Origin of the sequence: Streptomyces sp. NPDC006385 (assembly GCF_040612485.1) — a bacterium.
In the GTDB taxonomy this organism is placed as follows: Bacteria; Actinomycetota; Actinomycetes; order Streptomycetales; family Streptomycetaceae; genus Streptomyces.
On record NZ_JBEXQG010000010.1, the window covers coordinates 122,654 to 149,218 of the forward strand.

At 70.8% G+C, this 26,565-nt stretch carries 27 protein-coding genes; 16 read left to right on the forward strand and 11 right to left on the reverse strand.

Annotated elements, in window-relative coordinates; genetic code table 11:
* The first annotated feature begins 60 nt into the window (after nt 1-60).
* Together ABZ078_RS10720 and ABZ078_RS10725 are read left to right on the forward strand one after the other, a co-directional pair.
* Nucleotides 61-1,851, forward strand: coding sequence for a DEAD/DEAH box helicase (locus ABZ078_RS10720; protein WP_356573745.1), 1,791 nt, complete (start codon nt 61-63; stop codon nt 1,849-1,851).
* 207 nt (nt 1,852-2,058) lie between these two features.
* Entirely contained in the window at nt 2,059-2,274 is a 216-nt protein-coding gene (locus tag ABZ078_RS10725) for a hypothetical protein (RefSeq protein ID WP_356573747.1), read from the forward strand.
* 573 nt (nt 2,275-2,847) lie between these two features.
* Here ABZ078_RS10725 and ABZ078_RS10730 read toward each other — a convergent pair.
* Nucleotides 2,848-3,207, reverse strand: a complete 360-nt coding sequence (locus ABZ078_RS10730) for a VOC family protein (protein ID WP_356573749.1) — start codon at nt 3,205-3,207, stop codon at nt 2,848-2,850.
* 161 nt (nt 3,208-3,368) lie between these two features.
* Nucleotides 3,369-4,805, reverse strand: coding sequence for an amidase (locus ABZ078_RS10735; RefSeq protein WP_356573751.1), 1,437 nt, complete (start codon nt 4,803-4,805; stop codon nt 3,369-3,371).
* Between the two features lie 95 nt (nt 4,806-4,900).
* Here ABZ078_RS10735 and ABZ078_RS10740 point away from each other — a divergent pair, with 95 nt between their 5' ends.
* Entirely contained in the window at nt 4,901-5,536 is a 636-nt protein-coding gene (locus ABZ078_RS10740) for a TetR family transcriptional regulator C-terminal domain-containing protein (RefSeq protein ID WP_356573753.1), read from the forward strand.
* Between the two features lie 154 nt (nt 5,537-5,690).
* Here ABZ078_RS10740 and ABZ078_RS10745 read toward each other — a convergent pair whose 3' ends face one another.
* Nucleotides 5,691-5,828, reverse strand: coding sequence for a hypothetical protein (locus tag ABZ078_RS10745; RefSeq protein WP_356573755.1), 138 nt, complete (start codon nt 5,826-5,828; stop codon nt 5,691-5,693).
* A gap of 341 nt (nt 5,829-6,169) precedes the next feature.
* Here ABZ078_RS10745 and ABZ078_RS10750 point away from each other — a divergent pair, with 341 nt between their 5' ends.
* From ABZ078_RS10750 to ABZ078_RS10765, 4 genes are all read left to right on the forward strand, one after another.
* On the forward strand, nt 6,170-6,811 hold the full coding sequence (locus tag ABZ078_RS10750; RefSeq protein ID WP_356573757.1) for a helix-turn-helix domain-containing protein: 642 nt from the start codon (nt 6,170-6,172) through the stop codon (nt 6,809-6,811).
* A 76-nt stretch (nt 6,812-6,887) separates the two neighbouring features.
* Entirely contained in the window at nt 6,888-7,757 is an 870-nt protein-coding gene (locus tag ABZ078_RS10755; RefSeq protein WP_356573759.1) for a chorismate synthase, read from the forward strand.
* Nucleotides 7,754-8,863, forward strand: a complete 1,110-nt coding sequence (gene menC / locus ABZ078_RS10760) for an o-succinylbenzoate synthase (protein ID WP_356573761.1) — start codon at nt 7,754-7,756, stop codon at nt 8,861-8,863. The genes ABZ078_RS10755 and menC overlap by 4 nt, the downstream gene beginning before the upstream one ends.
* A gap of 108 nt (nt 8,864-8,971) precedes the next feature.
* Nucleotides 8,972-9,763, forward strand: a complete 792-nt coding sequence (locus ABZ078_RS10765; protein ID WP_356573763.1) for a S16 family serine protease — start codon at nt 8,972-8,974, stop codon at nt 9,761-9,763.
* 79 nt (nt 9,764-9,842) lie between these two features.
* Here the strand turns inward: ABZ078_RS10765 and ABZ078_RS10770 are convergent, their stop codons facing one another.
* From ABZ078_RS10770 to ABZ078_RS10790, 5 genes are all read right to left on the reverse strand, one after another.
* Nucleotides 9,843-10,805, reverse strand: a complete 963-nt coding sequence (locus tag ABZ078_RS10770; protein ID WP_356573765.1) for a glycine betaine ABC transporter substrate-binding protein — start codon at nt 10,803-10,805, stop codon at nt 9,843-9,845.
* Nucleotides 10,802-11,608: an ABC transporter permease gene (locus ABZ078_RS10775; RefSeq protein WP_356573767.1), complete on the reverse strand. Its 807-nt coding sequence runs from the start codon at nt 11,606-11,608 to the stop codon at nt 10,802-10,804. The genes ABZ078_RS10770 and ABZ078_RS10775 overlap by 4 nt, the downstream gene beginning before the upstream one ends.
* Nucleotides 11,605-12,813: a betaine/proline/choline family ABC transporter ATP-binding protein gene (locus ABZ078_RS10780; protein ID WP_356573928.1), complete on the reverse strand. Its 1,209-nt coding sequence runs from the start codon at nt 12,811-12,813 to the stop codon at nt 11,605-11,607. Before ABZ078_RS10780 ends, ABZ078_RS10775 begins: the two co-directional genes overlap by 4 nt.
* Before the next feature lie 82 nt (nt 12,814-12,895).
* Nucleotides 12,896-13,543, reverse strand: coding sequence for an ABC transporter permease (locus ABZ078_RS10785; RefSeq protein ID WP_356573768.1), 648 nt, complete (start codon nt 13,541-13,543; stop codon nt 12,896-12,898).
* A 27-nt stretch (nt 13,544-13,570) separates the two neighbouring features.
* Nucleotides 13,571-14,053, reverse strand: a complete 483-nt coding sequence (locus tag ABZ078_RS10790) for an Lrp/AsnC family transcriptional regulator (protein ID WP_356573770.1) — start codon at nt 14,051-14,053, stop codon at nt 13,571-13,573.
* A gap of 138 nt (nt 14,054-14,191) precedes the next feature.
* On the opposite strand from ABZ078_RS10790, the gene hppD reads away from it, so the two are divergent.
* The 5 genes from hppD to nthA all read left to right on the forward strand — a co-directional run bounded on the left by hppD (nt 14,192) and on the right by nthA (nt 17,466).
* Complete coding sequence (gene hppD / locus ABZ078_RS10795; protein ID WP_356573772.1) at nt 14,192-15,337, forward strand: 4-hydroxyphenylpyruvate dioxygenase; 1,146 nt, start codon at nt 14,192-14,194, stop codon at nt 15,335-15,337.
* Nucleotides 15,338-15,428: 91 nt separating this feature from the next.
* Entirely contained in the window at nt 15,429-16,289 is an 861-nt protein-coding gene (locus ABZ078_RS10800) for a Teichoic acid biosynthesis protein C (Precursor) (protein ID WP_356573774.1), read from the forward strand.
* 23 nt (nt 16,290-16,312) lie between these two features.
* Nucleotides 16,313-16,612, forward strand: coding sequence for a hypothetical protein (locus ABZ078_RS10805; protein WP_356573776.1), 300 nt, complete (start codon nt 16,313-16,315; stop codon nt 16,610-16,612).
* A complete protein-coding gene (locus tag ABZ078_RS10810; protein WP_356573778.1) occupies nt 16,605-16,892 on the forward strand; it encodes an SH3-like domain-containing protein in 288 nt (95 codons plus the stop codon). The genes ABZ078_RS10805 and ABZ078_RS10810 overlap by 8 nt, the downstream gene beginning before the upstream one ends.
* Entirely contained in the window at nt 16,882-17,466 is a 585-nt protein-coding gene (gene nthA, locus ABZ078_RS10815; protein ID WP_356573780.1) for a nitrile hydratase subunit alpha, read from the forward strand. Before ABZ078_RS10810 ends, nthA begins: the two co-directional genes overlap by 11 nt.
* A gap of 53 nt (nt 17,467-17,519) precedes the next feature.
* Here nthA and ABZ078_RS10820 read toward each other — a convergent pair whose 3' ends face one another.
* Nucleotides 17,520-18,968 (reverse strand): tetratricopeptide repeat protein, encoded by a 1,449-nt coding sequence (locus ABZ078_RS10820; RefSeq protein ID WP_356573782.1) that lies wholly within the window; start codon nt 18,966-18,968, stop codon nt 17,520-17,522.
* A gap of 104 nt (nt 18,969-19,072) precedes the next feature.
* Here ABZ078_RS10820 and ABZ078_RS10825 point away from each other — a divergent pair, with 104 nt between their 5' ends.
* Nucleotides 19,073-20,479 (forward strand): FAD-linked oxidase C-terminal domain-containing protein, encoded by a 1,407-nt coding sequence (locus tag ABZ078_RS10825; protein ID WP_356573784.1) that lies wholly within the window; start codon nt 19,073-19,075, stop codon nt 20,477-20,479.
* Nucleotides 20,480-20,507: 28 nt separating this feature from the next.
* Here the strand turns inward: ABZ078_RS10825 and ABZ078_RS10830 are convergent, their stop codons facing one another.
* On the reverse strand, nt 20,508-20,921 hold the full coding sequence (locus ABZ078_RS10830; protein ID WP_356573786.1) for an SsgA family sporulation/cell division regulator: 414 nt from the start codon (nt 20,919-20,921) through the stop codon (nt 20,508-20,510).
* A 286-nt stretch (nt 20,922-21,207) separates the two neighbouring features.
* Between ABZ078_RS10830 and ABZ078_RS10835 the strand changes: the two genes are divergently transcribed.
* Complete coding sequence (locus tag ABZ078_RS10835) at nt 21,208-22,752, forward strand: RDD family protein (RefSeq protein ID WP_356573788.1); 1,545 nt, start codon at nt 21,208-21,210, stop codon at nt 22,750-22,752.
* An 89-nt stretch (nt 22,753-22,841) separates the two neighbouring features.
* Complete coding sequence (locus ABZ078_RS10840) at nt 22,842-23,531, forward strand: RDD family protein (protein ID WP_356573789.1); 690 nt, start codon at nt 22,842-22,844, stop codon at nt 23,529-23,531.
* A gap of 10 nt (nt 23,532-23,541) precedes the next feature.
* Here ABZ078_RS10840 and ABZ078_RS10845 read toward each other — a convergent pair whose 3' ends face one another.
* Complete coding sequence (locus tag ABZ078_RS10845) at nt 23,542-23,799, reverse strand: hypothetical protein (RefSeq protein ID WP_356573791.1); 258 nt, start codon at nt 23,797-23,799, stop codon at nt 23,542-23,544.
* A 390-nt stretch (nt 23,800-24,189) separates the two neighbouring features.
* Here ABZ078_RS10845 and ABZ078_RS10850 point away from each other — a divergent pair, with 390 nt between their 5' ends.
* Nucleotides 24,190-26,538 carry an immune inhibitor A domain-containing protein gene (locus ABZ078_RS10850; RefSeq protein ID WP_356573793.1) on the forward strand — a complete coding sequence of 783 codons (2,349 nt, stop codon included), beginning with the start codon at nt 24,190-24,192 and terminating at the stop codon, nt 26,536-26,538.
* The last annotated feature ends 27 nt before the right edge of the window (nt 26,539-26,565 follow it).

The window sequence follows — 26,565 nt, forward strand, 5'->3', positions numbered from 1 at the left end:
CGGTTGTCATACGTGGCCGAGTGCCCTACGTAGCCCAGCCGCCCGACCCCGACGGAGACCGTGACTACCACCGCCGCCTCCTCCCATCACCTTTCCCCCGCCTTCCCCGGCCGCGCCCCCTGGGGCACCGCCAGCAAGCTGCGTGCCTGGCAGCAGGGGGCGATGGAGAAGTACATCCAGGAGCAGCCGCGTGACTTCCTCGCGGTCGCCACGCCCGGCGCCGGAAAGACGACCTTCGCCCTCACCCTCGCCTCCTGGCTGCTGCACCACCACGTCGTGCAGCAGGTGACCGTGGTCGCGCCGACCGAGCACCTGAAGAAGCAGTGGGCGGAGGCGGCCGCGCGCATAGGCATCAAGCTCGACCCCGAGTACAGCGCCGGACCGCTCGGCAAGGAGTACCACGGCGTCGCCGTGACGTACGCGGGCGTCGGCGTGCGGCCCATGCTGCACCGCAACCGCGTCGAGCAGCGCAAGACCCTCGTCATCCTCGACGAGATCCACCACGCCGGTGACTCCAAGTCCTGGGGCGAGGCATGCCTGGAAGCCTTCGAGCCCGCCACGCGGCGACTCGCGCTCACCGGTACGCCGTTCCGCTCGGACACCAACCCCATCCCCTTCGTGACGTACGAGGAGGACAACGCCGGCATCCGGCGGTCGGCCGCCGACTACACCTACGGCTACGGCTCCGCGCTCTCCGACGGCGTCGTGCGGCCCGTCATCTTCCTCTCCTACAGCGGCAACATGCGCTGGCGGACCAAGGCGGGCGACGAGATCGCCGCCCGGCTCGGCGAGCCGATGACCAAGGACGCCGTCAGCCAGGCCTGGCGCACCGCCCTCGACCCGCGCGGCGAGTGGATGCCCAGCGTGCTGCGCGCCGCCGACCAGCGGCTCACCGAGGTCAGGAAGGCCATCCCGGACGCCGGCGCCCTCGTCATCGCCTCCGACCAGGACTCCGCGCGCGCCTACGCCAAGCTCATCCGCGAGATCACCGGCACCAGGGCGACCCTCGTCCTGTCCGACGACGCCGGGGCCTCCGGCCGCATCGACGAGTTCAGCAACAACGACGACCGCTGGATGGTCGCCGTGCGAATGGTGTCCGAGGGCGTCGACGTGCCCCGGCTCGCGGTCGGGGTGTACGCCACCACCATCTCCACCCCCCTCTTCTTCGCCCAGGCCGTCGGCCGCTTCGTACGGTCCCGGCGGCGCGGCGAGACCGCGTCCGTCTTCCTGCCGACCATCCCCGACCTGCTCACCTTCGCCAACGAGATGGAGGTCGAGCGCGACCACGCCCTCGACAAGCCGAAGAAGGAGGGCGAGGAGGACCCGTACGCCGAGTCCGAGAAGGAGATGGAGGAGGCGAACAAGGAGCAGGACGAGGACACCGGCGAGCAGGAGCAGTTCTCCTTCGAGGCGCTGGAGTCCGAGGCCGTCTTCGACCGGGTCCTCTACGACGGTGCCGAGTTCGGCATGCAGGCCCACCCCGGCAGCGAGGAGGAACAGGACTACCTCGGGATTCCGGGACTCCTCGAACCCGACCAGGTGCAGCTGCTGCTGCAGAAGCGGCAGGCCCGGCAGATCGCCCACAGCCGCAAGAAGCCGGCCGAGGAGGCCGACCTGCTGGAGCTGCCCGCGGAGCGGCGGCCCGTCGTCTCGCACAAGGAGATGATGGAGCTCCGCAAGAAGCTCAACACCATGGTCAGCGCGTACGTGCACCAGAGCGGCAAGCCGCACGGGGTCATCCACACCGAGCTGCGGCGCGTGTGCGGCGGACCGCCCAGCGCCGAGGCCACGGCCGGGCAACTCAAGCAGCGCATCGCCAAGGTGCAGGAGTGGGCCACGCGCATGCGCTGACGCCGGGCGCCGGGCCTTCGCGATACGGCCCCGCGCGCCTGGGTCGTCTCACGCGCCGTACGTATGTCCCGCGGCCAAGTGGGAGCTGGGCCGCTTCGGCAAGCTCCACGTGCGCCATGGCAGGGGCGCCCGCGGCTCGGGCCCGCGTGACCGGATGGTGCCGCTGATCAACGGCGGGCCGCACCGCGGTGGTGCGTCGAGGACGTCTTGGGCCAGTTCGACGACGGCCACACTCATCCCGGTGTCCCGCTGCCCCCCTCCGAGCGCAAGAACTCATACGGCTCCTCGCACCGTGTCGGCGACGACGCCTTGCGCAACGGTCTGGCCGTCGCGGCGAAGGCCCATCTGCCTGCCTGGGCCGACATGCTCACGCCGCACGTCCTGCGGGACCCTTCCCCGGGCAGGCGAATGCCGCGTGAGTAGACCAGCCCTGCCCGGCCCGAGACCGCGGCAGCTGCCCCGCACGGTCGAACCGCTCCACCGCGAGACCTCCGGCTCCTACCTGGGACGCCTCGCCGCCGCGAACCGCCTCTCCCATCAGGGGCTGTCCGCCCACATCCAGGACCCCGACCGCATCCATCCGGGCAAGCTCACCACCCTGCACGCGATCCACTGCCTGTCCGGGCACCCCGTCGACCGGCTCCTGCGGGCCTTGCCCGACCTGCGGACCGCGGAGTTGACCGCCCGCTTCACCGCGCAGCCCCTCAAGCCGTTGCCTGCAAAGGCCGGACGACCCAGCCGGTCTGCACCCGCTGCCCGGCCGGCCTGGGCATCACCGCCCACGCCTCACACCACGTCCCGGTCAGCACCAACATCTGCCCGCGGCACGGCCGCTGGATCGGCCGATACGGGCAGCAGCTCGAACTGCGCACCGTCCCGGAGGCGATCCGTGCACAGCGAAGATCGCCCAGACCTTCAAGATCGGGTGTTCCACCATCTATGGCTACATCACGCCAAACGGTCGTGGTCGCCGACGCGCGTCGTCGACGTCAGCGTCTATCGGCCTCTGACCAGGCAGAACGGATGCCCAGCCGGATCGGCGAGGACCCGCCATCTGTCCTCATTCGGCTGATGGTCAGGCTTGCTCGCCCCCAGCTCAAGCAGCCGGGTCTCGGCTTCGTCCAGGTCATCGACCGCGAAGTCGAGGTGGGACTGCTGAGGAACAGTTTGGTCAGGCCAGCGGGGAGCCCGGTAGTCGTCGACCCGTTGGAAGCCGATGAAGAGTCCGTCCTCACAGGTGAGACCGGCGAAGTCGACGTCGGATTCCGGGTGAGGTTGGAGGCCGGTGGCCTGACGATAGAACGCCGCCAGAGCCAGCGGATCAGAGCAGTCGAGTGTTATCGCGCACAGCTTCATGTGCAGGGGCACGGCACCTCCGGGTCGGTCGGTGGACGTTCGCGATGCACACCATAGAGGCGGTCACCCACTGCCTTCGCGATCACAGCGATCAGGGCTCCGAGGATGCTTGCTTTCCTCGCCTACCGGCCGGTTGGCCCTCCTGGCTCTGTCCACACCGCCTACCGTGCGGCAGCCGGGACTTCAGAGCGCGGGTCGATCGGTGTCAGCACGCCGAGTCGGTCCTCGACCTCCTGTGCGGCGGCCAGACACAGGTCCTCCCGGAACGCGCGCCCGATGATCTGCGCGCCAGACGGCAGCCCATCGGTCACTCCGGTCGGCACGGCGACTCCGGGCACGCCCACGAAGCTGGTCACCGTGCACAGGCGCATGCCCGCGCCGACCCGTTCCCGTCCCGCTCTGTCGCGTGACTCCACCCCCGGCTCGACAGGCGGCTCGGTGAACACCGGCCCGAGCAGCAGTGGGTACTCGTCGAGGAACTCCGCCCAGGAACGGCGAATGCCCAGCCAGGCTCCCATCAGCTTCATGAACTCCGCGGCGGTCGCGGGCGGAGTCTTCTCCATTGCCATCTCGATGTAGCGGTCTCCGCCCTCGCCGAGCAGTGTGCGCACCACCGGCCACGTCTCAGCGAACTCGGTCACGGTGATCCGGCCGTACGCCTCGAGTGCCTCGTCCAGCCGCGGAACGTCCGCCACCTCCCGCACGTCGTACCCGGCGTCCCGCAGCGCATCGGCCGCGGCTGCGACAGCCCTGCGGACCGTGGGGTGGACGCCGTGGCCGCCGGGGTCAGTAACGACCGCGACCTTCATCGGCACCTGCAGCGGCTCGCCGTGGACGGGCACCGGTACGGCCCGCGGATCCCGTGGGTCCGTCCCGGCCAGCGCCTCGTATGCCAGTCGCAGGTCGGTGACCCTGCGGGCCAGGGGCCCGTCGGTGACCAGCATCTGCGAGGCCGGTCCGGGGTCGTCCGGGCCGAAGACGCGGTGATCGGCCGGGAACCGCCCGGCCGTCGGCTTCAGCCCCGTCACGCCGCAGAACGAGGCCGGGATCCGTACTGACCCACCGGAGTCGTTGCCGAGTCCGAGCGCGGCCATGCCGGTGGCGACGGCCACCGCGTCGCCACCGCTGCTGCCCCCCGGTGTCCGGCTTGGCTCCCACGGGTTGACGGTGTCACCGAACAGCTCGCTGCGTGAGTGCATCCCCGCCAGGATCAGGGTGGGCATATTGCTGTGCCCGATCGGTATGGCTCCGGCCGCACGTAGGCGAGCCACCGGGAGCGCGTCTGCAGGCGCGACCAGATCGCGGAAGCGTGCCGTTCCGAAGGTGGTCGGCACGCCTTCGATGGCGGTGGACTCCTTCACCGTGAACGGCACACCGGCCAGCGGCCCGAGCTCTCCGCCCGAGGCCCGCCGCCGGTCCGTCTGCGCGGCGGCCTCACGGGCACGCTCGGCCAACAGTTGCGTGACCGCGTTGACCTGCGGATTCACCTCAGCGATGCGTTCCAGGTGACTGTCGACCAGTTCGACCGCCGATATCTCTCCGTCTCGGACCGCCGCGGCCTGGGCGGCGGCCGGAAGTTTCCACAGAGCGTCTTGCATGATCCTTGGGCTCCCCGTCCCCATGTCGACGTGCTTGTGGCGGAACCCTACCCCGGAACCGATACGATCGTATTGAAATAAAGGGAGGTCCGAGCATGCCCAAGCAGGTGGACTACGAAGGCCGCCGCCGTCAGATCGCCGAGGCCGTCTGCCTCCTCGCCGACGAACACGGACCGGAGGGAGTGACCATGCGCGACGTCGCCGCCCGTGCGCAGGTCTCCCTGGGTGCCGTTCAGCGCTGCTTCCGCAGCAAGGAGGAGATGCTCCTGTTTGCCGTCGACTACGTCGGCGAACGCATCACTGAACGCGCGCGGGCCCGACTGACCCGGAGCCCGGCCCAGTCGGCCGGCACCGCCCTGGGGCACACGGCCACCGAGATCGCCCTGCTTCGCAGGGAACACCGCGCCGAAGCACGGATCTGGCTCGCATTCGTCGCCAAGGCCGCCGTCAGCGAGTCGCTCGCCGGCCCGCTGAGAACGAGCTACGCGGCCCTCCAGCGCCTCCTCGCCCGCCTCATCACGGAGGCGACCGAGAGCGGCCCGACCGACGAAGGCACTGTGCCGCCCGACCCGCAGCGCGAGGCTCGTACCCTGCTCGCCCTCGCCGACGGCCTCACCAGCCACGTGCTCATAGGCCACCTGACCGCGGAGGAGGCCGAGGACGTCCTGCATGCGCATCTGGTCGACCTCGGGGAACGCCTCCACACCACCCGCCCCGGAAAGGCCGTCTGACACTCATGGTGCTGATCGCGTGGTCCTTGTCCGGGCCCATCCTCGTTCGTGTCTCGGAGGTCCGAGGGAGCAGGGAGTCCAAGCCGACCGCCCGGGTCGCGTTTGAGGGATGCCAGCAGGCCAGCACCGCCGTCATCGTCCTCGGCGACGGGCCTCACCAGCCGGGCCCGGCCCGCATCGCCCAGGCGTTCGGCGGTCGGGTGCAGAACGACTTCTCCGCCCGGGTCTGGGCTGCGGTCACGAAGCGGTCGATCCGGCCGGGCGGCTCGACGCGGTCCGCACGGCACCGCACGGCCTCCGTCAGTCGGCCTTCGACACCACAAGGGCCCGGTCACCGTCCGCCGGCGTCCAAGGAGTCCGGGCCGTATCAGGGCAAACAGGGAGCCGTCCGTATCGGCCATTGCCCGGATTCTGGACGGAGCCTTCCGCTCAGCGAACCGGCTTCGCTAATGTCCCGCTACGCACACGCCCCGTGGCAGCGCCGCCGCGGAGCGCAGCCGTGAAGCGACGCGGTCCGGACAACGCCGGGCCGCCGGCCGATCGGCGGCCTCTGACGCGCGTCACTGACGGGACTCGGTGACGCACCCGCCACGACGGGGGCCCGCCGACCTCACCACTTAAGGAGTGGGCGTCGTGACCGCGGAGACCTCTCAGACGCTCGACCGGGGACTGCGCGTCCTCAAGCTGCTGGCCGACACGGACCACGGGCTGACCGTCACCGAGCTTTCCAACAAACTGGGCGTGAACCGGACCGTCGTGTACCGGCTGCTCGCCACGCTCGAACAGCACGCACTCGTACGCCGTGACCTCGGCGGCCGCGCCCGGGTCGGGCTCGGTGTGCTGCGCCTGGGCCGGCAGGTGCACCCGCTGGTACGGGAGGCCGCGTTGCCCGCGTTGCGCTCGCTCGCCGAGGACATCGGGGCGACCGCCCATCTGACGCTGGTGGACGGCACGGAGGCGCTGGCCGTCGCCGTGGTCGAGCCGACCTGGACGGATTATCACGTGGCCTATCGGGCCGGTTTCCGGCACCCGTTGGACCGCGGCGCGGCGGGCCGGGCGATCCTCGCCGCCCGGCGGCAGCCGCTGGAGGAGCCCGGTTACACCCTGACCCACGGGGAGTTGGAGGCCGGCGCGAGCGGGGCCGCCGCGCCGTTGCTCGGGGTCACCGGGGTCGAGGGCAGCGTGGGAGTGGTGATGCTGGCCGACGCGGTGCCGGAGCGGGTGGGGCCGCGGGTCGTGGACGCGGCACGGGAGGTGGCGGAGGCGCTGCGCTGAGGGGCGTGTCCGGTCGTAGGTGGCGTGTGCGCGTGCGCCCTAGGCAGGGTCGTCGCCGCCTGGCGACACTCGACTCATGACCTCACTCAGCATCCGCACCATCCATGACGTCGCCGGGTTCGCGGCCGTCGCCGACTACTTCAGCGACGTATGGAACACGCCGCGGAGCGCGCCGCCGTTACTGCCCGAGACACTGAACAGCCTCGCCCACGCGGGCGGGGCGGTGCATGCGGCGTACGACGGGACACGGCTGGTGGGGGCGTCGGTCGCGGTGTTCGGGCCGCCCGAGTCGAGACAGACGTACTCGCTGCTCACCGCTGCCGAGCGGGGGCTCGGATACCAGGTGAAGCAGGCCCAGCGGGCGTGGGCGCTGGAGCACGGGGCCCGGACCATGCGCTGGACCTTCGATCCGCTGGTGGGCCGCAACGCCCGCTTCAACCTGGTCAAGCTGGGTGCCGAGGGCACGGACTACCTCGTCGACTTCTACGGACCCATGGCCGACGGCGTGAACGACGGCGACGAGAGCGACCGGCTGGCGGTGACCTGGGACCTCACGGCGTCGTCCTCACGGCCGTACGGACAACCGGGTGAACCGGATGAAAAGGATGCACCGGATGCACCGGACGCACTGGACGCACTGGATGCACTGGATGCACCGGATGCACCGGATGCACCGGGCGGCGCGGCCGACCGCCACGCCGCCCCCACCACGCACACCGCCCCCGACGGTGCCCCGCTCGCCCGCCGTGACCTCGGCGACCGGGCCCTGTGGTGCCGTGTACCGGACGACGTCGTGGCGCTGCGGGCGGCCGACCCCGAGCTGGCGCTGCGCTGGCGGCGGGCCGTGCGCGAGGTGTTCACCAAGGCCTTCGCCGACGGATTCACCGCGACCGGGATGTCCCGGGACGGCTGGTACACGCTCACCCGCCCGGAGGCCACCCCGTGAGACTCAAGCGCGTCGAGATCGTCCACGTGGCGATCCCGCTGGTCACCCCCTTCCGCACCTCCTTCGGCACGATGACCGCCAAGGACACCTTCCTGCTGCACGTCGTCACGGACACGGCCGAGGGCTGGTCGGAGTTCGCGGCCGACCCCGAGCCGCTGTACTGCTCGGAGTTCGTGGCCGGCGCCGAGATCGTGCTGCGCGACTTCCTGCTGCCGCGCGCGGCCGCCCTCCCCGCCCTCGACACCGCCCACCTGGCGCCTGCGACGGCGAGGATCAAGGGGCACGAACTGGCGAAGGCGGCGCTGGAGACGGCCGTCCTCGACGCGGAGCTGCGGTCGTACGGGATGCCGCTGGCGACGTATCTCGGGGCGGTGCGGGAGCGGGTGCCGGCCGGGGTGTCGGTCGGGATCAAGGAGAGCGTCGGTGACCTGCTGGACGCCGTCGAGGGGTATCTCGCCGAGGGCTACGTCCGCGTCAAGCTGAAGATCGAGCCCGGCTGGGACCTGGAACCCGTACGGGCCGTGCGCGAGCGCTTCGGGGCGGACCTGCCGCTCCAGGTCGACGCCAACACGGCCTACACGCTCGCGGACGCCGGGCATCTGCGGCGGCTGGACGAGTTCGGGCTGCTGCTGATCGAGGAGCCGCTGGCGGAGAACGACCTGTACGCCCACGCCCGCCTCCAGCAGCGCCTGGCGACCCCGGTCTGCCTGGACGAGTCCCTGCACAACGCCCGTGACACGGCGTCCGCGATCGCGATGGACGCGTGCCGGGCCGTGAACGTGAAGCCCGCGCGGGTCGGGGGATACCTGGAGGCGCGGCGGGTCCATGACGTGGCGCACGCGCACGGGGTGCCGGTGTGGTGCGGCGGCATGCTGGAGACGGGCATCGGACGCGCACCGAACCTGGCGCTGGCGGCGCTGCCCGGTTGCACGCTCCCCGGGGACACCTCGGCGTCCAGCCGGTACTTCGCCGAGGACATCACGGAGCCGTTCGTGCTGGTCGACGGGCACCTTCCGGTCCCACGGTCACCGGGTATCGGGGTGGAGCCGCTACCTCAGGCACTGCGGCGCTTCACCAAGGAGCGGCGGGACCTGTACGTGTCGTGACGGGATCCGCGGGTGATCTGACGAGACCTGGACGTGACCTGCGTGGGGCACCCTTGGCAGCTCCGACCTGGACCCGGGCGGAATTCGCCGTCACGTTAGATTGATCCCGTGCTCTCTCGCCTCACGCGCCCACGGGCCGCCGCCGTCTGTGCCCTGCCGGTCGTGGCCCTGCTCGCCACGGCCGCGTTCGCGCCGCTGCCGTTCTCACTGACGCAGCCCGGCCAGACGACGAACGTGCTCGGCGAGGACAGGGGCGACCCGGTGATCACGATCTCCGGTGCGCCGACCCGTGACACCAGCGGCCAGCTACGCATGACGACCATCACGGCCACGTCGCCCGACACGGACGTCACGCTCGGCGACGTGATCGACGCCTGGTTCCGTACGGACCGGGCGGTCATGCCGCGCGACGCGGTGTACCCGAGCGGCCGCAGCACCCGGGAGATCGAGCAGTACAACACCGAGCAGATGAAGGAGTCCCAGGACGCCGCGACCGAGGCCGCGCTGAACCACCTGGGCCTGAACGGCAAGGACATCAAGGTCACCCTGAAGCTCGCGGACGTGGGCGGCCCCAGCGCCGGCCTGCTGTTCTCCCTGGGCATCATCGACAAGCTGAAGGGCGACGGCGCCGGCGGCGACCTCACCGGCGGCCGCACGATCGCCGGTACGGGCACGATCGACGCCACCGGCAAGGTCGGGGCGGTCGGGGGCGTGTCCCTGAAGACCCAGGCGGCCAGGCGGGACGGGGCGACGGTCTTCCTGGTACCGAAGGCGGAGTGCTCCGACGCGGAGGCGGAACTGCCGAAGGGCCTGCGGCTGATCCCGGTGACGACGCTGAAGGGGGCGGTGAGCGCGTTGCGGGCGCTGGAGTCGGGGAAGGGCGCGGTGCCCGGCTGCTAGTGCGCCGCCCCGAGTCGCCCGCTCCGGCGTGGGACGGGTTCCTTGGAGCGGGTTCCTTGGAGCGGGTCCTCGTGGCCCGCTATCGCACGAACCCCTCCTCCTTCATCCACTCCAACGCCACCTGATGCGGATCCTCCCCCTCCACGTCCACCTTCGCGTTCAGGTCCCGCGCCACCGAGTTGTTCAGCTTCTTGCTGATCGGGTCGAGGATGTCCGCGATCGCCGGCCACTTCTCCAGCGTCCTGGTGTTGATCATCGGGGCCGCGTTGTAGTTGGGGAAGAACTTCCTGTCGTCGTCCATCACCACCAGGTTCATCGACTTGATGCGCCCGTCCGTCGTGAAGACCTCCCCGTAGGCGCAACTCCCCTTCGCGGCCTGCGTGTAGATGATCCCGGTGTCCATCTGCGTGATGTTCCCCGTCGGCACGCTCATCCCGTACTCCCGCTGCATCCCCCGCAGCCCGTCCGCCCGGTTGGCGAACTCGACCTCCACGCACAGCGTCACGGCGCCCGTATCCGACTTCGACAGCGCGGCCACGTCGGACAGCGTGTTCGTGCCGTACTTCTTGTGGTTCGCCTGGTTCATCGCCAGGGCATAGGTGTTGTTCAGCGTGGAGGGCGCCAGCCAGGTCACCCCGTTCACCGCGTCGGCCTTGCGCACCGCCTCCCACTGCGCGTGCGGGTCGGGGATGGGCTCGCTGTGGCCCAGGTACGTGATCCAGGCCGTGCCCGTGTACTCGTACCCGGCGTCCGCGTCGCCCTTGACCACCGCCTCGCGGCTGCCGATGGAGCCCTGGATGCCGGTGCGGTCGAGCACCTCCGCGCCCGCCGCCTGGAAGGCGATGCCCATGATCGCGCCGAGGACGAGCTGCTCGGTGAACGACTTCGACGTCACCGTCAGGTTCGCACCCGCCAGCGGCTCACCGCGTCCGATCACGCCGGGTCGCACATCGTCGGCCATGGGGGAGCCGCTGGTCAGACCACAACCCGGGGCCGACGCCAGCAACCCCACCGCGAGCAGACCCGTAAGCCGCCGCCTCACGTCAACCCCCGTGGCCGCAGCAGCAGTTCGGCCAGGGACGCCAGCCAGTCCACCAGTAGGGCGAGGGCGACGGTGAGGATCGAGCCGAGTACCAGCACCGGCATGCGCTGGTTGGTGATGCCGGCCGTGATCAGTACGCCCAGGCCGCCGCCCCCGCCGAACACCGCCAGGGTCGCCGTGCCGACGTTGAGGACCAGCGCCGTTCGCACGCCCGCCAGGATCAGTGGTACGGCCAGCGGCAGCTCCACCCGCGTCAGCACCCCCGCCGGTGACATGCCGATGCCGCGCGCCGCCTCCAGCAGGGTCGGGTCGTTCGCCTTGAGCCCGGCGATCGTGTTGGACAGCACGGGCAGCACGGCGTAGCCGATCATGCCGATGAGGGCGGCCCGGCGGCCGATGCCCAGCCAGATCACCAGCAGGGCGAGCAGCCCGATCGCGGGCGTCGCCTGGCCCATGTTGGCGACGGCCATGGCCACCGGGGTCGCTTTGCGGAACGTCCGCCGGGTGAGCAGGATGCCCAGCGGGATCGCGATGACCAGCACGAAGAAGGTGGAGATCGCCGTCAGTTCGATGTGCTCCCACAGGGCCTGGGAGACCTGGCCGTCGGACAGCGCGTTCTCGGAGACCGGGTCGAGGTCGGCCTGCTGGAACCACAGCCAGGTCGCGAGCAGCAGAGCGACGAGGAAGGCCGGCAGGAAGGTCAGCTTCTGCCGGCTCAGCCTGCCGGCGGGGGCTTGCGCCGCAGCGGGGGTTCCGGCGGTCTCCTCCGTCTCCTCCAGGTCGGGGGCCTCAGGAGCGCTCACGCCTTCTTCTCCCCTCCGTCGCCCTCCTGCTCGGCATGGGTGCGGTCGCTGCGGGCGACCTCCAGCTCGTGCTGGGCCTCCAGCGCCTCCAGCCGGTCGGCCTCCAGCAGCTCGTGCACGGAGTTGATCAGCGTCTCCATGTCGACGACGCCCGTGTACTCACCGCGCCGCCCGGTCACGGCCACCCGGCCCGCGCTGTCGGTCAGCACGGCCTCCAGGGCGTCGCGCAGGGTCGCGTCCCGGGTCACCGTGTCGTGCACGAGCGTGCCCGCCCGCGCCAGCGAACCCTTGGCCCGCATCATGTCGCCGCGCCGGAGCCACTTGTAGGGCCGTCCGCGCCTGTCGAGCAGCAGGACCTCGTTGGTGCCGCTCGCCCGCAGGCTGGTGAAGATCTGCTGGAGCGGCTCGTCGACGGTCGCCGTCGGATAGTCGGTGATCTCCACGTCCCGTACCCGGGTCAGATTCAGCCGCTTCAGCGCCGCGCCGGCCCCGACGAACCCCGACACGAAGTCGTCCGCCGGGTTGGTGAGGATCGCCTCCGGGGTGTCGAACTGAGCGATGTGCGACCGTTCGCGCAGCACGGCGATACGGTCACCGAGCTTGATCGCCTCGTCGAAGTCGTGCGTGACGAAGACGATCGTCTTGTGCAGCTCGTGCTGGAGCCTGATCAACTCGTCCTGGAGGTGATCACGGGTGATCGGGTCGACCGCCCCGAACGGCTCGTCCATCAGCAGCACCGGGGGATCGGCCGCCAACGCCCGCGCCACGCCCACGCGTTGCTGCTGGCCGCCGGAGAGCTGACGCGGGTAGCGGCCGTGGAACTCGCCGGGGTCGAGCCCGACGAGGTCGAGCAGCTCCTCGATCCGCGCGCTGATCCGTGCCTTCGGCCAGCCGATCATCTTCGGCACGAGGGCGATGTTCTGCGCGACCGTCATGTGCGGGAAGAGGCCGGCGGACTGGATGGCGTAGCCGACCTTCCGGCGCAGCTTCACCGGGTCGATGTCGGTGACGTCCTCGCCGCCGATGCGGATACGGCCGGCGGTCGGTTCGATCAGCCGGTTGATCATCTTGAGCGTGGTGGACTTCCCGCAGCCCGAGGGGCCGACGAAGACGACGACCTCGCCCGCCTTGATCTCCATGCTCACGTTGTCCACGGCCGGCTGCGGATTGCCCGGGTACCGCTTGGTCAGGTTCTCCAGCTCGATGGAGGCGCCGTGATGACCGTCCTGACGGTCGTCATCACGGCCGTCCTGACGGCCGTCGTGACGGGTGCCCTGAGCGGTGGTCTCAGACACGGATCCCCCTCGGTATCGTCAGCCGCCCGATCAGCACGTACGCGGCGTCGAACAGCAGCGCCAGGACGATGATGGCGAGGGTGCCCGCGAGGACCTGGTTGAGCGCGTTCGCGCTGCCCAGCGAGGCGAGACCGCGGAAGATCACATTGCCGAGGCCGGGTCCGGAGGCGTACGCCGCGATCGCCGCGATGCCCATCAGCATCTGCGTCGCGACCCGGATCCCGGTCAGGATCGGCGGCCAGGCCAGCGGCAGCTCGACCCGCAGCAGCCGGGCTGGGCGCGACATGCCGATGCCGCGGGCCGCGTCCACCAGCGACGGATCGACCCCGCGCAGGCCGACGATCGCGTTGCGCACGATCGGCAGCAGCCCGTACAGCGTCAACGTGATCACCGTGGGCGCCACCCCCAGCCCCACGATCGGGACGAGCAGACCGATCATCGCGAGCGACGGAACGGTCAGAACGGTCGAGGTGGACAACGCGGCGAGGTTGCCGGCCCAGGCGCTCTCATACGTGGCGACGCCGATCAGCACCCCGAGCACGGCCGCCACGACCATGCACTGGAAGACGGCACTGGCGTGCTGGTAGGCGTCGGTGAGCAGCTGCTGGTGACGGTTGTCCAGGTACTCCCAGAAGGTCACATCCGCTCACCCCGCTCACCACGTCGGCTAGCTCGTCCTCTCCCGGTCCTCGGCCGCCTGCTCCACCAACGGGATGATCCGCAGCGGCACGGGGTTCTCCATCACGATCGCGGTGGAGGCCCGGACGATCCCATCGAAACCGACGACCCGGTCGATCACACGCTGGAGATCGGCGTTGGAACGCGCCACGAGCCGGCACAGCATGTCCCCGGTCCCGGTGGTCGTGAGCAGCTCCAGCACCTCCGGCACGGTCGCCAAGTGGGCCCGTACGTCGGCTCCTTGCCCCTGCCTGATCTGGAGCGTGGCGAAGGCGGTGACCGGGTAGCCGAGCGCGGCCGGATCCACCTCGGGACCGAATCCGCGGATGACTCCGTTCGACTGAAGCCGGTCCAGCCGCGCCTGCACGGTCCCGCGGGCCACGCCCAGCCGCCGGGACATCTCCAGCACCCCGATCCGCGGCTCCCGCGCCAGCAGCACGATGATCCGCCCGTCCAGATGATCGATCGCCACGACAGCCCGCCCTCTCTCCCGCTTCCCGGTGGTCATCCTGCACAGAAAGCCCGCGCGCACCGGCCCGACACTGAACAGATTGCCCAGTGATCACGCAAACTATTGCGCACCTTGCCGCACCGGAGTGAGGCTGCGCCTATGACGCAGACCACACACCACACTCCCGACACCGCCCGGCAGGCCGACCCCTTCCCGGTCAAGGGAATGGACGCGGTCGTCTTCGCCGTGGGCAACGCCAAGCAGGCGGCGCACTACTACTCGACCGCCTTCGGCATGCGCCTCGTGGCCTACTCCGGACCGGAGAACGGCAGCCGCGAGACCGCGAGCTATGTGCTGGAGAACGGCTCCGCCCGTTTCGTCCTCACCTCCGTCATCAAGCCCGCCACCACCTGGGGCCACTTCCTCGCCCGGCACGTGGCCGAGCACGGCGACGGCGTCATCGACCTCGCCATCGAGGTGCCGGACGCGCGCGCCGCGTACGCCTACGCCCTCGAACACGGCGCCCGCTCGGTGGCCGAGCCGTACGAGCTGAAGGACGAGCACGGCACCGTCGTGCTGGCCGCCATCGCGACGTACGGCGAGACCCGCCACACCCTCGTCGAGCGCACCGGCTACGACGGCCCGTACCTGCCGGGCTACGTCGCCGCCGCGCCGATGGTCCAGCCGCCCGCCCAGCGCACCTTCCAGGCCATCGACCACTGCGTCGGCAATGTCGAGCTCGGCCGCATGAACGAATGGGTCGGCTTCTACAACAAGGTCATGGGCTTCACGAACATGAAGGAGTTCGTGGGCGACGACATCGCGACCGAGTACAGCGCGTTGATGTCGAAGGTCGTGGCCGACGGCACGCTCAAGGTCAAGTTCCCGATCAACGAGCCCGCCCTCGCCAAGAAGAAGTCCCAGATCGACGAGTACCTGGAGTTCTACGGCGGTGCCGGCGTCCAGCACATCGCGCTGAACACCAACGACATCGTGCAGACGGTCCGCACCATGCGCGCGGCCGGCGTGCAGTTCCTCGACACCCCCGACTCGTACTACGACACCCTCGGCGAGTGGGTCGGCGACACCCGCGTCCCCGTGGAGACCCTGCGCGAGCTGAAGATCCTCGCCGACCGCGACGAGGACGGCTATCTGCTGCAGATCTTCACCAAGCCGGTCCAGGACCGTCCGACCGTCTTCTTCGAACTCATCGAGCGGCACGGCTCGATGGGCTTCGGCAAGGGCAACTTCAAGGCGCTGTTCGAGGCGATCGAGCGGGAGCAGGCCAAGCGCGGCAACCTCTGAATCCGTAGAAAGCGCAACCATCGCGGGCCGGTCGGGTATCTCCGCTCGTGCGGGCGCCACGGGGGCGTCCGCACGAGCGGAGGAGGCAGGAGTGACCGACCGCTTCGACCTGACCACACCGGCCGAGCGGTGGCTGTGGAAGAAGGACACGCTCAAGGAGCCCACGCTCCTTCAGTCGTTCGCCTTCGACGAGGTCCACCAGCACCTGTACGTCCTCCAGCTCCGCCGGGGCGGCGGCGCGGCCGGCGACCTGTGCCTCAACCGGCTCGACTACCGGGGCAAGCGGCTGGGCCACATGTGGCTGCGGGGCTTCGGACACGGGGTCAGCATGGGCGTGCAGCACGCGTCCGACGGCACGGTGTGGATCTGGACCGAGGCCGACGCCAGGGACGGCTACGGCAGGGGCGTCACCCGCTTCCGCTTCTTCGACGGCGCCGTCCGCACCCGCGAGCACGTCAAGGTCCGCCACCCGATCCCGGGCTCCACCTCCAACCAGCCGTCGGTGTGCATGGCCTCGCACCGCATCGCCGTGCGCCACCGCGTCGACGGCGCGCCCCGCTACCGGGTCTGGGACCTCGACGCGTTCGTCGCCCGTGACTACTCCACTCCGATCGCCGACTTCCCGCAGACCGGCGCGCATCCCGACCCGAGGATCCCGTTCCAGGGGTACGCCCTGTACGGCGACCACGTCTACCAGCTGGCCGGGACCGCGTACGACGCCAAGACCAACCCGCCTGCCCGGCGCGGCAACGCCCACCTCTCCTGCCTCGACATCCGCACCGGCGAGCTGATCGACCGGCAGCGCACCGTGGCCGGCTACTCCCTCGACCACCGCGAACCGGAGGGCCTCGCCGTGCGCCACCGCTCCGGGGCACGGCTGTGTCTGGGGCTCGGCTCGGGGAGGGTGGGGGAGCGCAGGTTCTCGATCTACTTCAAGCCGCGCGCGTCCTGAGCGGTGGGCCATACGCTGACCCCATGGCCAGGATCAACGACGTCGGCGGCGTCGAGGGCTTCGGTCCCGTCGACACCACCGACGACACCGAGCCCTTCCGCGCGGACTGGGAGGCGCGGGTCGTCGGTCTCTCCAACGCCCTGCGCGCGCAGGGCGTCTTCAACACGAACGAGTTCCGGGACGCGATCGAGTCGATGCCGCCCGCGGAGTATCTGGCGGCGTCGTACTACGAGCGCTGGTTCACCGCCATCTGCGCGCTGCTGGAGCGCAAGGGCGTGCTGGCGCCGGGGGAGCTCGACGAGCCGGGTGAGCCGGATGACTGACCGCTTCCCGCCCGGCACCCGCGTGCGCACCTTCCGCCACGACCCGCCGCACCACACTCGGCTGCCCCGGTACGCGCGCGGCAAGCGGGGCGTGGTCGTCGAGCCGGAGGGGCCGGCCGAACTGGCCGACGTCAGCGCGCGGGGGCGAGCGGACGCGCCGGTGGAGCAGATCTACGCGGTCCGCTTCGAGGCCGGTGACCTGTGGGGCGTGGGTGACCATCACGTCGTACTGGACCTGTGGGAAAGCTATCTGGAAGAGGACCGTGACGATGAGCGGTGACCACCACACCGATGCGGCGATCGCCCGGCGAGTACGGCGGCTGGAGACCCTGCTGGAGGAGAAGGGCCTGATCTCGGGCGACAAGGTGGACGAGGCGATCGACGCGTTCCTCGCGGAGTCGTCCCCGGCGAACGGGGCGCGCGTGGTGGCACGGGCCTGGACCGACGGGGCGTTCAAGGACCGTCTGCTGCGGGACGCAACGGCGGCGGTCCGGGAACTCGGGTACATGGAGGGCTCGTATCAGCGCCTGCGCGTGGTCGAGAACACGGCCACCCTGCACAACGTCATCGTCTGCACCCTCTGCTCCTGCTACCCCCTGCGCCTCCTCGGCCCGTCCCCGAGCTGGTACAAGTCCGAGGCCTACCGCTCCCGGGTGGTCCGCGAACCCCGGGCGGTGCTGGCGGAGTTCGGCCTGGAGCTGCCGGCCGACGTGCGGATCACGGTGTGGGACTCCAGCGCCGAGACCCGCTACATGGTGCTGCCGTGCCGCCCGGAGGGCACGGAGGGGATGAGCGAGGAGCGACTGGCGAGCCTGGTACCGCGCAACGCACTGATCGGCACGGCGGTGGTGTGAGGGCGGGGCGCGCGGCCACCCCGGCAGGCCCGGCGGACCCGGCGGGGCCGCGCTCACCTCTTCCGCGGCTTCGCGTCCTTCGCGTGCATGTCCGGTACGTCCTCCACGGACGGCTCGCCCAGTTCCTCCAGCGCCGCCTCCGCCACCGGCGTCCGCGTCGGTGAGAAGTGCGGGTTGATCCGCAGCGCCTCCCGCAGATGCCGTCGCGCGGGCCCCGCCAGCTCCAGTTCCCGCTCGATCATCCCCCGGTGATACACGTACAGCGCGCTGCGCACCGCACCCCCACGCGCCCTGTCGGTCGCCACCCTGGCGAACTTCAGCGCCTCCTTGTGCTCCCCGGCCCGGTGCAGCGCCCAGCCCAGCGCGTCGGCCACCGCGATTCCCGGCTGGCGCCGCCACTCGGCCCGCAGCCGGCGTACGGCGGACCGCGCGTCCCCGTGGTCCGCCTCGAAGCGGCCCAGCACCAGCTCCTCGTCCACCCCGCCGGCCGCGGCCCGCGCCGCCCGCTCCCGCAGCAGGTCGTACTGCACCCGCGCCGCCTGCCCCAGCCCCAGCGACTCGTACAACTCGCCCAGTTCCAGGGCGTACTCGGGACACGGCTGCTTGGCGAGAGCCACCCGGTAGGCGTTCAGCGCCTCCGTCGTGCGGCCCATCGCCGCCAGCGTCCGCCCCTGCCCGGCGAGCGCGGCCCGCTGGTCGGGGTCGAGGCGCACCGCCTCCTGGAAGTGGCGCAGGGCCACGTCCAGGTCGCCGCGCTCCCAGGCGAGTTGCCCGGCCCGTTCGAGATACGCCGCCCGTTCCGCCGGGGCCTCGGCCGCCGCCGCCGCGTCGGACAGCGCCGCCGCCGCGTCCTCACGCCGGCCCCGGTCCCGGTAGACGGCCGCCGCCCGCGCCCGCACCGCCGGCCCGGAACGCAGCTCCAGCAGCCGGTCCAGGGTCCGCTCGGCCGCCTTGTACTTCCCCAGCCCCAGGTAGGCGTCGATCAGCTGCGGATACGTAGTCCACCGCCCGCGGTCCGCCCTGAGCGCCGCCTCGGCCCAGGTCCGCGCCGCCCGGAAGTCCCGCCGTGCGTTCGCCAGCGCCGCCATGCCGTCCAGCGCCTCGGCGTTCCCCGCCCGCACCTTCAGCGACGTACGCAGCGCCTTCTCGGCCTTCGGGTAGTACACCGGCTCCGCGGTCCGCCGCCCCTGCTCCACATACGCCGCCCCCAGCACCGCCCACGACGCCGCGTCCTTGGGATGCGTCCGCAGCCGGGCCTCCCGCTCGTCGATCAGCACCGCCAGATCGGGCAGCGCGGCCGGAACCCCCGTGGTGACCGCGGCGAGCGCCTGCGCGCCCGGCGCCGGCGCCACCTCCCGCGTCCCGGTCGACTCCCACGGCAGCAGCACCAGTACCCCGCCGAGCACGGCACACCCCGCCACGGAGGCGATCAGCACCCGCCGCCGGACGCGCGGGCGGCCGTCCGGTGTGCGCTGTCCGTCCTGCAAGGCGTCTTCCTCCATGGCGCTCACTGTGCGTCAAGCCAGGCGTCCCATACGACAACCACACCCGCCTTACGGCGGCTGCCGTACACGGGGTTCACACCGATGGCCCCGGATGTCACGCTGTGATCATGAGCCGTATCGAAGCCGCACCCCACCAGGCCCAGGGTGACCTCACCGAGCGGCTGCTCGCGGGCCTGCCCGACGAGGCCGTCCTCACCGACCCCGACGTCATGGCCTCCTACGCCAACGACATGGCGAGCTTCTGCCCGGCCGGCGCCCCCGCCGCCGTCGTGCTGCCGCGCACCGTCGAACAGGTCCAGCACGTCATGCGCACCGCCACCGAACTGCACGTCCCGGTCGTCCCGCAGGGCGCCCGCACGGGCCTGTCGGGCGCGGCCAACGCCTCCGACGGCTGCATCGTGCTGTCCCTGACCAAGATGGACCGCATCCTGGAGATCAACCCCGTCGACCGGATCGCGGTCGTCGAGCCCGGCGTCGTCAACGCCGCCCTCTCCCGCGCCGTCGGCGAACACGGCCTGTACTACCCGCCGGACCCCTCCAGCTGGGAGATGTGCACCATCGGCGGCAACATCGGCACCGCCTCCGGCGGCCTGTGCTGCGTGAAGTACGGGGTGACGGCCGAGTACGTCCTCGGCCTGGACGTCGTCCTCGCCGACGGACGCCTGATGTCCACCGGCCGCCGTACCGCCAAGGGCGTCGCGGGCTACGACCTGACCCGTCTCTTCGTCGGCTCCGAGGGCTCGCTCGGCATCGTCGTCCGGGCCGTCCTGGCCCTGAGGCCGCAGCCGCCCCAGCAGCTCGTCCTCGCCGCGGAGTTCGCCTCCGCGGCCGCCGCCTGCGACGCCGTGTGCCGGATCATGGCGGGCGGCCACGTGCCGTCGCTGCTCGAAATCATGGACCGTACGACGGTCAAGGCCGTCAACGACATCGCCGACATGGGACTGCCGGAGACGACCGAGGCCCTCCTGCTGGCCGCCTTCGACACCCCGGACCCCGCCCCCGACCTCGCCGCCGTCGGCGCGCTGTGCGAGGCGGCCGGCGCCACCCAGGTGGTCCCGGCGGACGACGCGGCCGAGTCCGAACTCCTCCTCCAGGCACGCCGGTTGTCCCTCACCGCGCTCGAAGCGGTGCGGGGCGTGACGATGATCGACGACGTGTGCGTGCCCCGGTCCAGGCTCGGCGACCTGATCGAGGGCGTCGAGCGGATCGCCGAGAAGCACCAGCTCACCATCGGGGTCGTCGCGCACGCGGGCGACGGCAACACCCACCCGACCGTCTGCTTCGACGCGGCCGACGCCGACGAGTCCCGGCGCGCGCGCGAGTCCTTCGACGAGATCATGGCCCTCGGCCTGGAACTCGGCGGCACGATCACCGGCGAGCACGGCGTGGGCGTCCTGAAGAAGGAGTGGCTGGCGCGCGAGATCGGCCCCGTCGGGATCGAGATGCAGCGGGCCGTCAAGCAGGTCTTCGACCCGCTGGGCATCCTCAACCCGGGCAAGCTGTTCTGACCCGCGTCCCGGCCCCGACTCCCACGGGTCACCGGGCGAGCAGATGGTCGAGCGCGTCGTCGATCCCCAGCTGCTCGCCCTCCGACCCCGGGGGCACCATCCGCAACGTCCGCTCCAGCCAGGCCGACACCTGGGCCGCCGGCGCCTCCAGCAGGGCGTCCCCGTCCGGCGAACTCAGCGCCATCAGCACGACGCCGCGGCCCTCGGCCCTCGTCGGCCACACCCGGACGTCCCCGTGCCCGCACGGCCGGAACACCCCCTCGATGAGCAGATCGCGGGAGAAGGTCCAGTGCACCGGCTGGTCGGAGTTGATGTGGAAGGTGACGTGGACGGCGTACGGATCGTCCCTGCGGTAGCTCAGCCGGGCCGGGACGGCGATGCTGCGTTCCGGCGACAGGATGAGCTTCAGCTCCAGTTCGCGCTCGATGACGGTGTGATGCATGGCGTGTGTGTCCTCTCCCGTGACGCGTGCGGGTCCTTCGGGCGGGCCCGTACGAGTGGAGAGGAAGAGGCGGGTGGATCATTACGCGGGTTCGCCGAAAAATTTTCCGGGCCTGTTCTCCGGGCTGTTCTCCGGCCTGTTCTCCGGGCGCTTCCACTGTTGTGAAGTACGTGTACGAGGTTGCCCGGAAAGGGGTGGGTCCGGCGGGACTGGCGGTGCGCGGTGCGTCGGTCTGATAGATGTGGAGGCCCCCAATCGACCCTCGAGCAGATACCGGACGACGGACATGAGCGCCCCAACCCCGGCCCCCGGTGACGACAGGCCCCGCGAAGGGTATTACCCGGACCCGTCCATTCCTGGATATGTCCGGTACTGGAACGGTGCCTCCTGGGTGCCGGGCACCAGCCGTCCGGCACCGACCGACGGCGAAACGCTCAGCCCACCGCCGGGCGCGGCCGCTCCGGCCGCCTCGGTCGAGGAGACGGGCCCGCACTTCTTCGACGAGGAACCGGCCGGGGAGCCCGCCGCGGACGCAGCGCACGGCAGCCGCCCCGAGCCGGCGTCCGCCTGGGGCGCCGACCCCTCCCGGCAGTCCGGTTTCGGCGGTGACCAGGACCACCGCGTCTCCTGGGGCGCCCAGGGCGGCGACCCAGGGGACCCGCGCGCGGCGGCCGGCCAGGCCCGGCCGGACGGCGCCTCGCCCGGCCGGCCGGACACGGACGCCGGCGACCTCGACTCCGGCAACACGTTCATGATCCGCCGGCCCACCGCGACGCCCGGGGAAGCGTCCGCGGCCGGCACCCCGGGCCAGGCCACACCGCACATCCCGAGCCCCGGCGGCCCCGCGCCCGCCGACGGCACCATGGCCATCCGCGCGCTGTCCCCGCGCACGGAGCGGCAGGGCGGGGCGGCCGGGTCGCAGGCCGGGAGCACGGGCGCGTCCGCCGGTTCGGGCGCCGCACGTCCGGACGCGAACCGCCCCTCGGCGGCCGGCGCCCCGCAGGGCCCCGGCTTCGGTGCCGGGAAGGCCGCCGCCGAGCGCGCCGCGGCGGCCCAGGGACAGGCTCAGGCGGGCGCCCAGGCCGCGGCCGCCGGCCAGGCCGCCACCGCCGCTCCCACGGCCCCCTCCGGCCCGCAGCAGGCTCCCCCGAGCGTCCCCCAGCAGGCCGGCCCGCAGTCCGCGGCCGCCGGGTCCGCCGCGCCCGTGACCTCCGGGGCCGGTGGCGGTCAGTCCTCCTGGGCGCAGCAGGTCCACCGGCTCGCGGGCCCGTCCGGCGACGACCAGCCGGTCGCGCCGTGGAAGCCCCCGCGGGAGGACCCTTTCGCGGCTGCCGTCCTGCGCCAGGCGTCGGCCCGCCCGGCCGGCCTCGGCAAGCGGCTGGCCGCGCGGCTGGTGGACACCGTGGTGCTGGCCGCCGTGACCGCGGTGGCCGCGGTGCCGCTCGGCACCAAGGCGATCGACCACGTCAACGACAAGATCGACGCGGCCAGGCTCTCCGGCGAGACGGTCACCGTCTGGCTGCTGGACGGCACGACGTCGGTGTACCTGGGCATCATCCTGGCCGTCCTGCTCGTGTTCGGCGTCGTCTACGAGGCGCTGCCCACCGCCAAGTGGGGCCGCACGCTGGGCAAGAAGCTGTTCGGCCTGGAGGTGCGGGACATCGAGGCCCACGAGCCCCCGGAGTTCGGGGCGGCCCTGCGCCGCTGGCTCGTCTACAGCATCCCCGGCCTGCTCGTGATCGGGGTCGTCGGTGTGCTGTGGTGCCTGTTCGACCGGCCGTGGCACCAGTGCCTGCACGACAAGGCGGCGCGTACGTTCGTCGCGGGCTGAGCGCCTACGGCGAACGGCCCGGATGATCCGGTACCCCGGACGGCCCCGCGCCGGATGCGAAGCCGCGGGGTTCGCGGTCGACTCGGGCCATGAGCAGCGAACCGCCTCCCGGCTCCGGTCAGCAGCCCCCGGAAGACGACCCGTTCAGGAAGCACCCCCCGCCGACGGGGGGTTCGGGTTCGCCGTACGGTGATCAGCCGCCGTACGGCAGCCAGCCCCCGCCGCCACCCGGTGGCGGTGGCCCGTACGGTGGCGGCCCGTACGGCGGCGGTGGTCCCTACGGGGGCGGTGGCCCGTACGGGGCCGGCCCCACCGACCCGCTCGCCGGGATGCCGCCCCTCGCCGACAGCGGCAAGCGCACGCTGGCGCGCATCATCGACATGATCCTCGTACTCGCCGTCGTCTGGCTGCTCACATGGGGCCTCGGCGTCTCCGAGTACGACGTCGACACCAACGAGGTGGAGTACGGCAAGTCCGTCGGGCAGTCGCTGATCGCCGCCGTGCTCTTCATCGGCTACGACACCGTCATGACCGTCCGGTCGGGGCAGACGTTCGGCAAGAGGCTGCTCAACATGCGGGTGGCCAACCTGGAGAACGGCGCCACGCCCTCCGTGCAGACCGCGCTGATCCGTGCGGCGGTGCTGTGGATCCCGTTCGCGTTCTGCTGCGCCTGCATCTGGACCGTCATCTCCGGCGGCTGGAGCTACTTCGACCGGCCCTACAAGCAGGGCCTGCACGACAAGGCGGCGAAGACGGTGGTGGTCAGCACCGGGAGCTGACGGATGGCGGTCAGGACTGCGTCAGCACGGGTTCCTCGGCCTGTTCCCGGTCCGCGGTGGCGGGCTTGCGCATCGCCACCACGCGGGACCTGGCCGGCATGGGCACCGTCATGGCGACGAGCAGCCCGAGCAGGAGCGCCGCGACGGCGATGACCGCGATCCCCGCGCCCGAACTGGTCTGGGACAGCAGCAGCATGGCGAGCGTCGAGAAGATCACGGTGCACGAGCCGTAGGCGAGCTGTGCGGCAGTCGGACGAGGCATGATCATCGTGTCCTCGGAATCAGGGGTGCACGGGGGTCTCGGCCTGGCTTTCCGCCGACGTCCGGGCGTTCCGCCATCCGACTCTAACCGCGTGCATGCCCGAGGGGAACAAACCGTAAGCGTGACCTGACCAACAGTGCCGGTGCACGGGGGGCGCACGGAGTCATGCCGTCCACCAAGTGGACGGTGCCACGCGCCCGTTGGCAAAAGATCGTTGTTCGTTAAATGAACATCGACTCCGCATAGTGCAATTGACCTGTTCAAGTCAAGGTCTGTTTTTTCTGGTTAACCTCTAGTCAAATGTCGTCACTTGACTACACGCGTTGATCGGCGCGCGCGGACCCTCCGAGACCTGGATCCCTCATTCCGCGCGCCCGCACGCGGGGGAGGAAGCAAGTGACCAGCAGACCCTGGACGTTCAGAGCGGCGGCTACCACCGTCGCGCTCGCGACGGCCGCGGCGACTTTCTCGACCTACGCGGTGGCGCAGGCCGACGAGGGGACGTCGAAGGCTTCCGTGGAGCGGCACGACCCGGCGGAGCACACTCACGTCGACCACGACCTGGAAGGGCCCCTGAGCAAGACTCAGGAGGCGCAGCGCGAAGAAGCCCTGAACCAGGTCATATCCGGCAAGGCCAAGGTGACGAAGCGCGACGGCTCGCAGGTCGTCCAGCTCAAGAGCAAGAAGGGCGACAGCAAGTACGTCGAGCTGGGCCGTGAGAAGACCGACAAGATCTTCACGATCCTGGTCGAGTTCGGCGACAAGATCAGCGAGTTCGGCGGCACCCCCGGCCCCCTGCACAACCAGATAGCCAAGCCGGACCGCACGAAGGACAACTCCACGGCCTGGAAGGCCGACTACAACCAGAAGCACTTCGAGGACCTGTACTTCGGCACCGGCAAGAAGACCGAGTCGGTCAAGAAGTACTACGAGAAGCAGTCCTCCGGCCGCTACTCGGTCGAGGGCGAGGTCTCCGACTGGGTCAAGGTCCCCTACAACGAGGCCCGTTACGGCAACAACGCCTGCGGCCAGACCAACTGCTCCAGCGTCTGGAACGTCGTCAGCGACGGCCTGGACGCGTGGGTCTCCCAGCAGAAGGCAGCTGGGAAGACCGACGCCGAGATCAAGGCGGACGTCAAGCAGTTCGACCAGTGGGACCGCTACGACTTCGACGGCGACGGCGACTTCAACGAGTCCGACGGCTACATCGACCACTTCCAGATCGTGCACGCCGGTGAGGACGAGTCCGCGGGCGGCGGCGCCCAGGGCGAGGACGCGATCTGGGCCCACCGCTGGTACGCGTTCGGCACCGACGCCGGCGCCACGGGCCCGGAGAACAACAAGCTGGGCGGCGCGAAGATCGGCGACACCGGCATCTGGGTCGGCGACTACACCATCCAGCCGGAGAACGGCGGACTCGGCGTCTACGCCCACGAGTACGGCCACGACCTCGGTCTGCCGGACCACTACGACACCGCGGGCGGCGAGAACTCCACCGGGTTCTGGACCCTGATGTCCTCGGGCTCCTGGCTCGGCACCGGCAAGAACGAGATCGGTGACCTGCCCGGCGACATGACCGCCTGGGACAAGCTCCAGCTCGGCTGGCTGAAGTACGACACGGCCAAGGCCGGCACGAACTCGTGGCACAAGCTGGGCGTCGCCGAGTACAACACGAAGCACAAGCAGGCCCTCGTGGTCGAGCTGCCCAAGAAGAAGGTCACCACTCAGATCGTGGAGCCGGCCCAGGGCGCCAACCAGTGGTGGAGCGGCAGCGGCGACAACCTCTCCCACACGCTGACCCGGTCCGTGGACCTCACGGGCAAGTCCGCGGCCTCGCTGACGCTCGACGGCTGGTGGGACATCGAGGCGGGCTACGACTACCTCTACACCGAGGTGTCCACCGACGGCGGCGCCAACTGGACGGCCGTCGACGGCACCGCCGACGGCGCGGCCCTCGGCCGGGACGCCAGCGGCAAGCCGGCGCTGGACGGCTCCTCCCAGACGTACAAGAAGCTGGTCTTCCCGCTCGACGCCTACGCCGGCAAGAAGATCGACCTGCGCTTCCGCTACCAGACGGACGGCGGCGTGGCCCAGAAGGGCTTCGCGGCCGACGAGATCACGGTGACCGCCGACGGCACGGCCGTGTTCTCCGACAACGCCGAGACCGCGGACGCCGCTTGGACGAAGAAGGGCTTCTCCCGTATCGGCGCGTCCATCACGGACGACTACGCGCAGTACTACATCGCCGAGAACCGTCAGTACGTGTCGTACGACAAGACCCTGAAGACGGGCCCGTACAACTTCGGCTTCTCGCAGTCCCTTCCGGACTGGGTGGAGCACTACGCGTACCAGAACGGCCTGTTGATCTGGAAGTGGGACACCTCCCAGCAGGACAACAACACCAGCCAGCACCAGGGTGTCGGCCTGATCCTCCCGATCGACTCCCACCCGGCCCCGCTGAAGTGGTCCGACGGCACGCTGATGCGCAACCGCATCCAGTCCTACGACTCGCCGTTCAGCCGCTACCGCACGGACGGCATGTGGCTGCACAACGCGGACGTCGCGACCAGGATCCCGTCGAGCGCCGGGGTGCCGGTCTTCAACGACCACACCAGCACGTACTACGACGCGTCGAACCCGACCGCGGGCGTCAAGGTCACTGACACCAACACCAAGATCAAGATCGTCAAGGAGGCCAAGGACGGCTCCACGATCGAGCTCGAGGTCGGCCCTGCGGTGAAGTAGTCAGCATTTTCGCAGGTCAGAGCATGA

Bases quoted from the DNA above. Each gene is read 5' to 3' on its own strand.
- ABZ078_RS10730 (WP_356573749.1), bottom strand. From the start codon at position 3,207: ATGAAGCTGTGCGCGATAACACTCGACTGCTCTGATCCGCTGGCTCTG.
- ABZ078_RS10735 (WP_356573751.1), bottom strand. From the start codon at position 4,805: ATGCAAGACGCTCTGTGGAAACTTCCGGCCGCCGCCCAGGCCGCGGCG.
- ABZ078_RS10740 (WP_356573753.1), top strand. From the start codon at position 4,901: ATGCCCAAGCAGGTGGACTACGAAGGCCGCCGCCGTCAGATCGCCGAG.
- ABZ078_RS10755 (WP_356573759.1), top strand. From the start codon at position 6,888: ATGACCTCACTCAGCATCCGCACCATCCATGACGTCGCCGGGTTCGCG.
- hppD (WP_356573772.1), top strand. From the start codon at position 14,192: ATGACGCAGACCACACACCACACTCCCGACACCGCCCGGCAGGCCGAC.
- ABZ078_RS10805 (WP_356573776.1), top strand. From the start codon at position 16,313: ATGGCCAGGATCAACGACGTCGGCGGCGTCGAGGGCTTCGGTCCCGTC.
- ABZ078_RS10810 (WP_356573778.1), top strand. From the start codon at position 16,605: ATGACTGACCGCTTCCCGCCCGGCACCCGCGTGCGCACCTTCCGCCAC.
- nthA (WP_356573780.1), top strand. From the start codon at position 16,882: ATGAGCGGTGACCACCACACCGATGCGGCGATCGCCCGGCGAGTACGG.
- ABZ078_RS10820 (WP_356573782.1), bottom strand. From the start codon at position 18,968: ATGGAGGAAGACGCCTTGCAGGACGGACAGCGCACACCGGACGGCCGC.
- ABZ078_RS10830 (WP_356573786.1), bottom strand. From the start codon at position 20,921: ATGCATCACACCGTCATCGAGCGCGAACTGGAGCTGAAGCTCATCCTG.
- ABZ078_RS10835 (WP_356573788.1), top strand. From the start codon at position 21,208: ATGAGCGCCCCAACCCCGGCCCCCGGTGACGACAGGCCCCGCGAAGGG.
- ABZ078_RS10840 (WP_356573789.1), top strand. From the start codon at position 22,842: ATGAGCAGCGAACCGCCTCCCGGCTCCGGTCAGCAGCCCCCGGAAGAC.
- ABZ078_RS10845 (WP_356573791.1), bottom strand. From the start codon at position 23,799: ATGATCATGCCTCGTCCGACTGCCGCACAGCTCGCCTACGGCTCGTGC.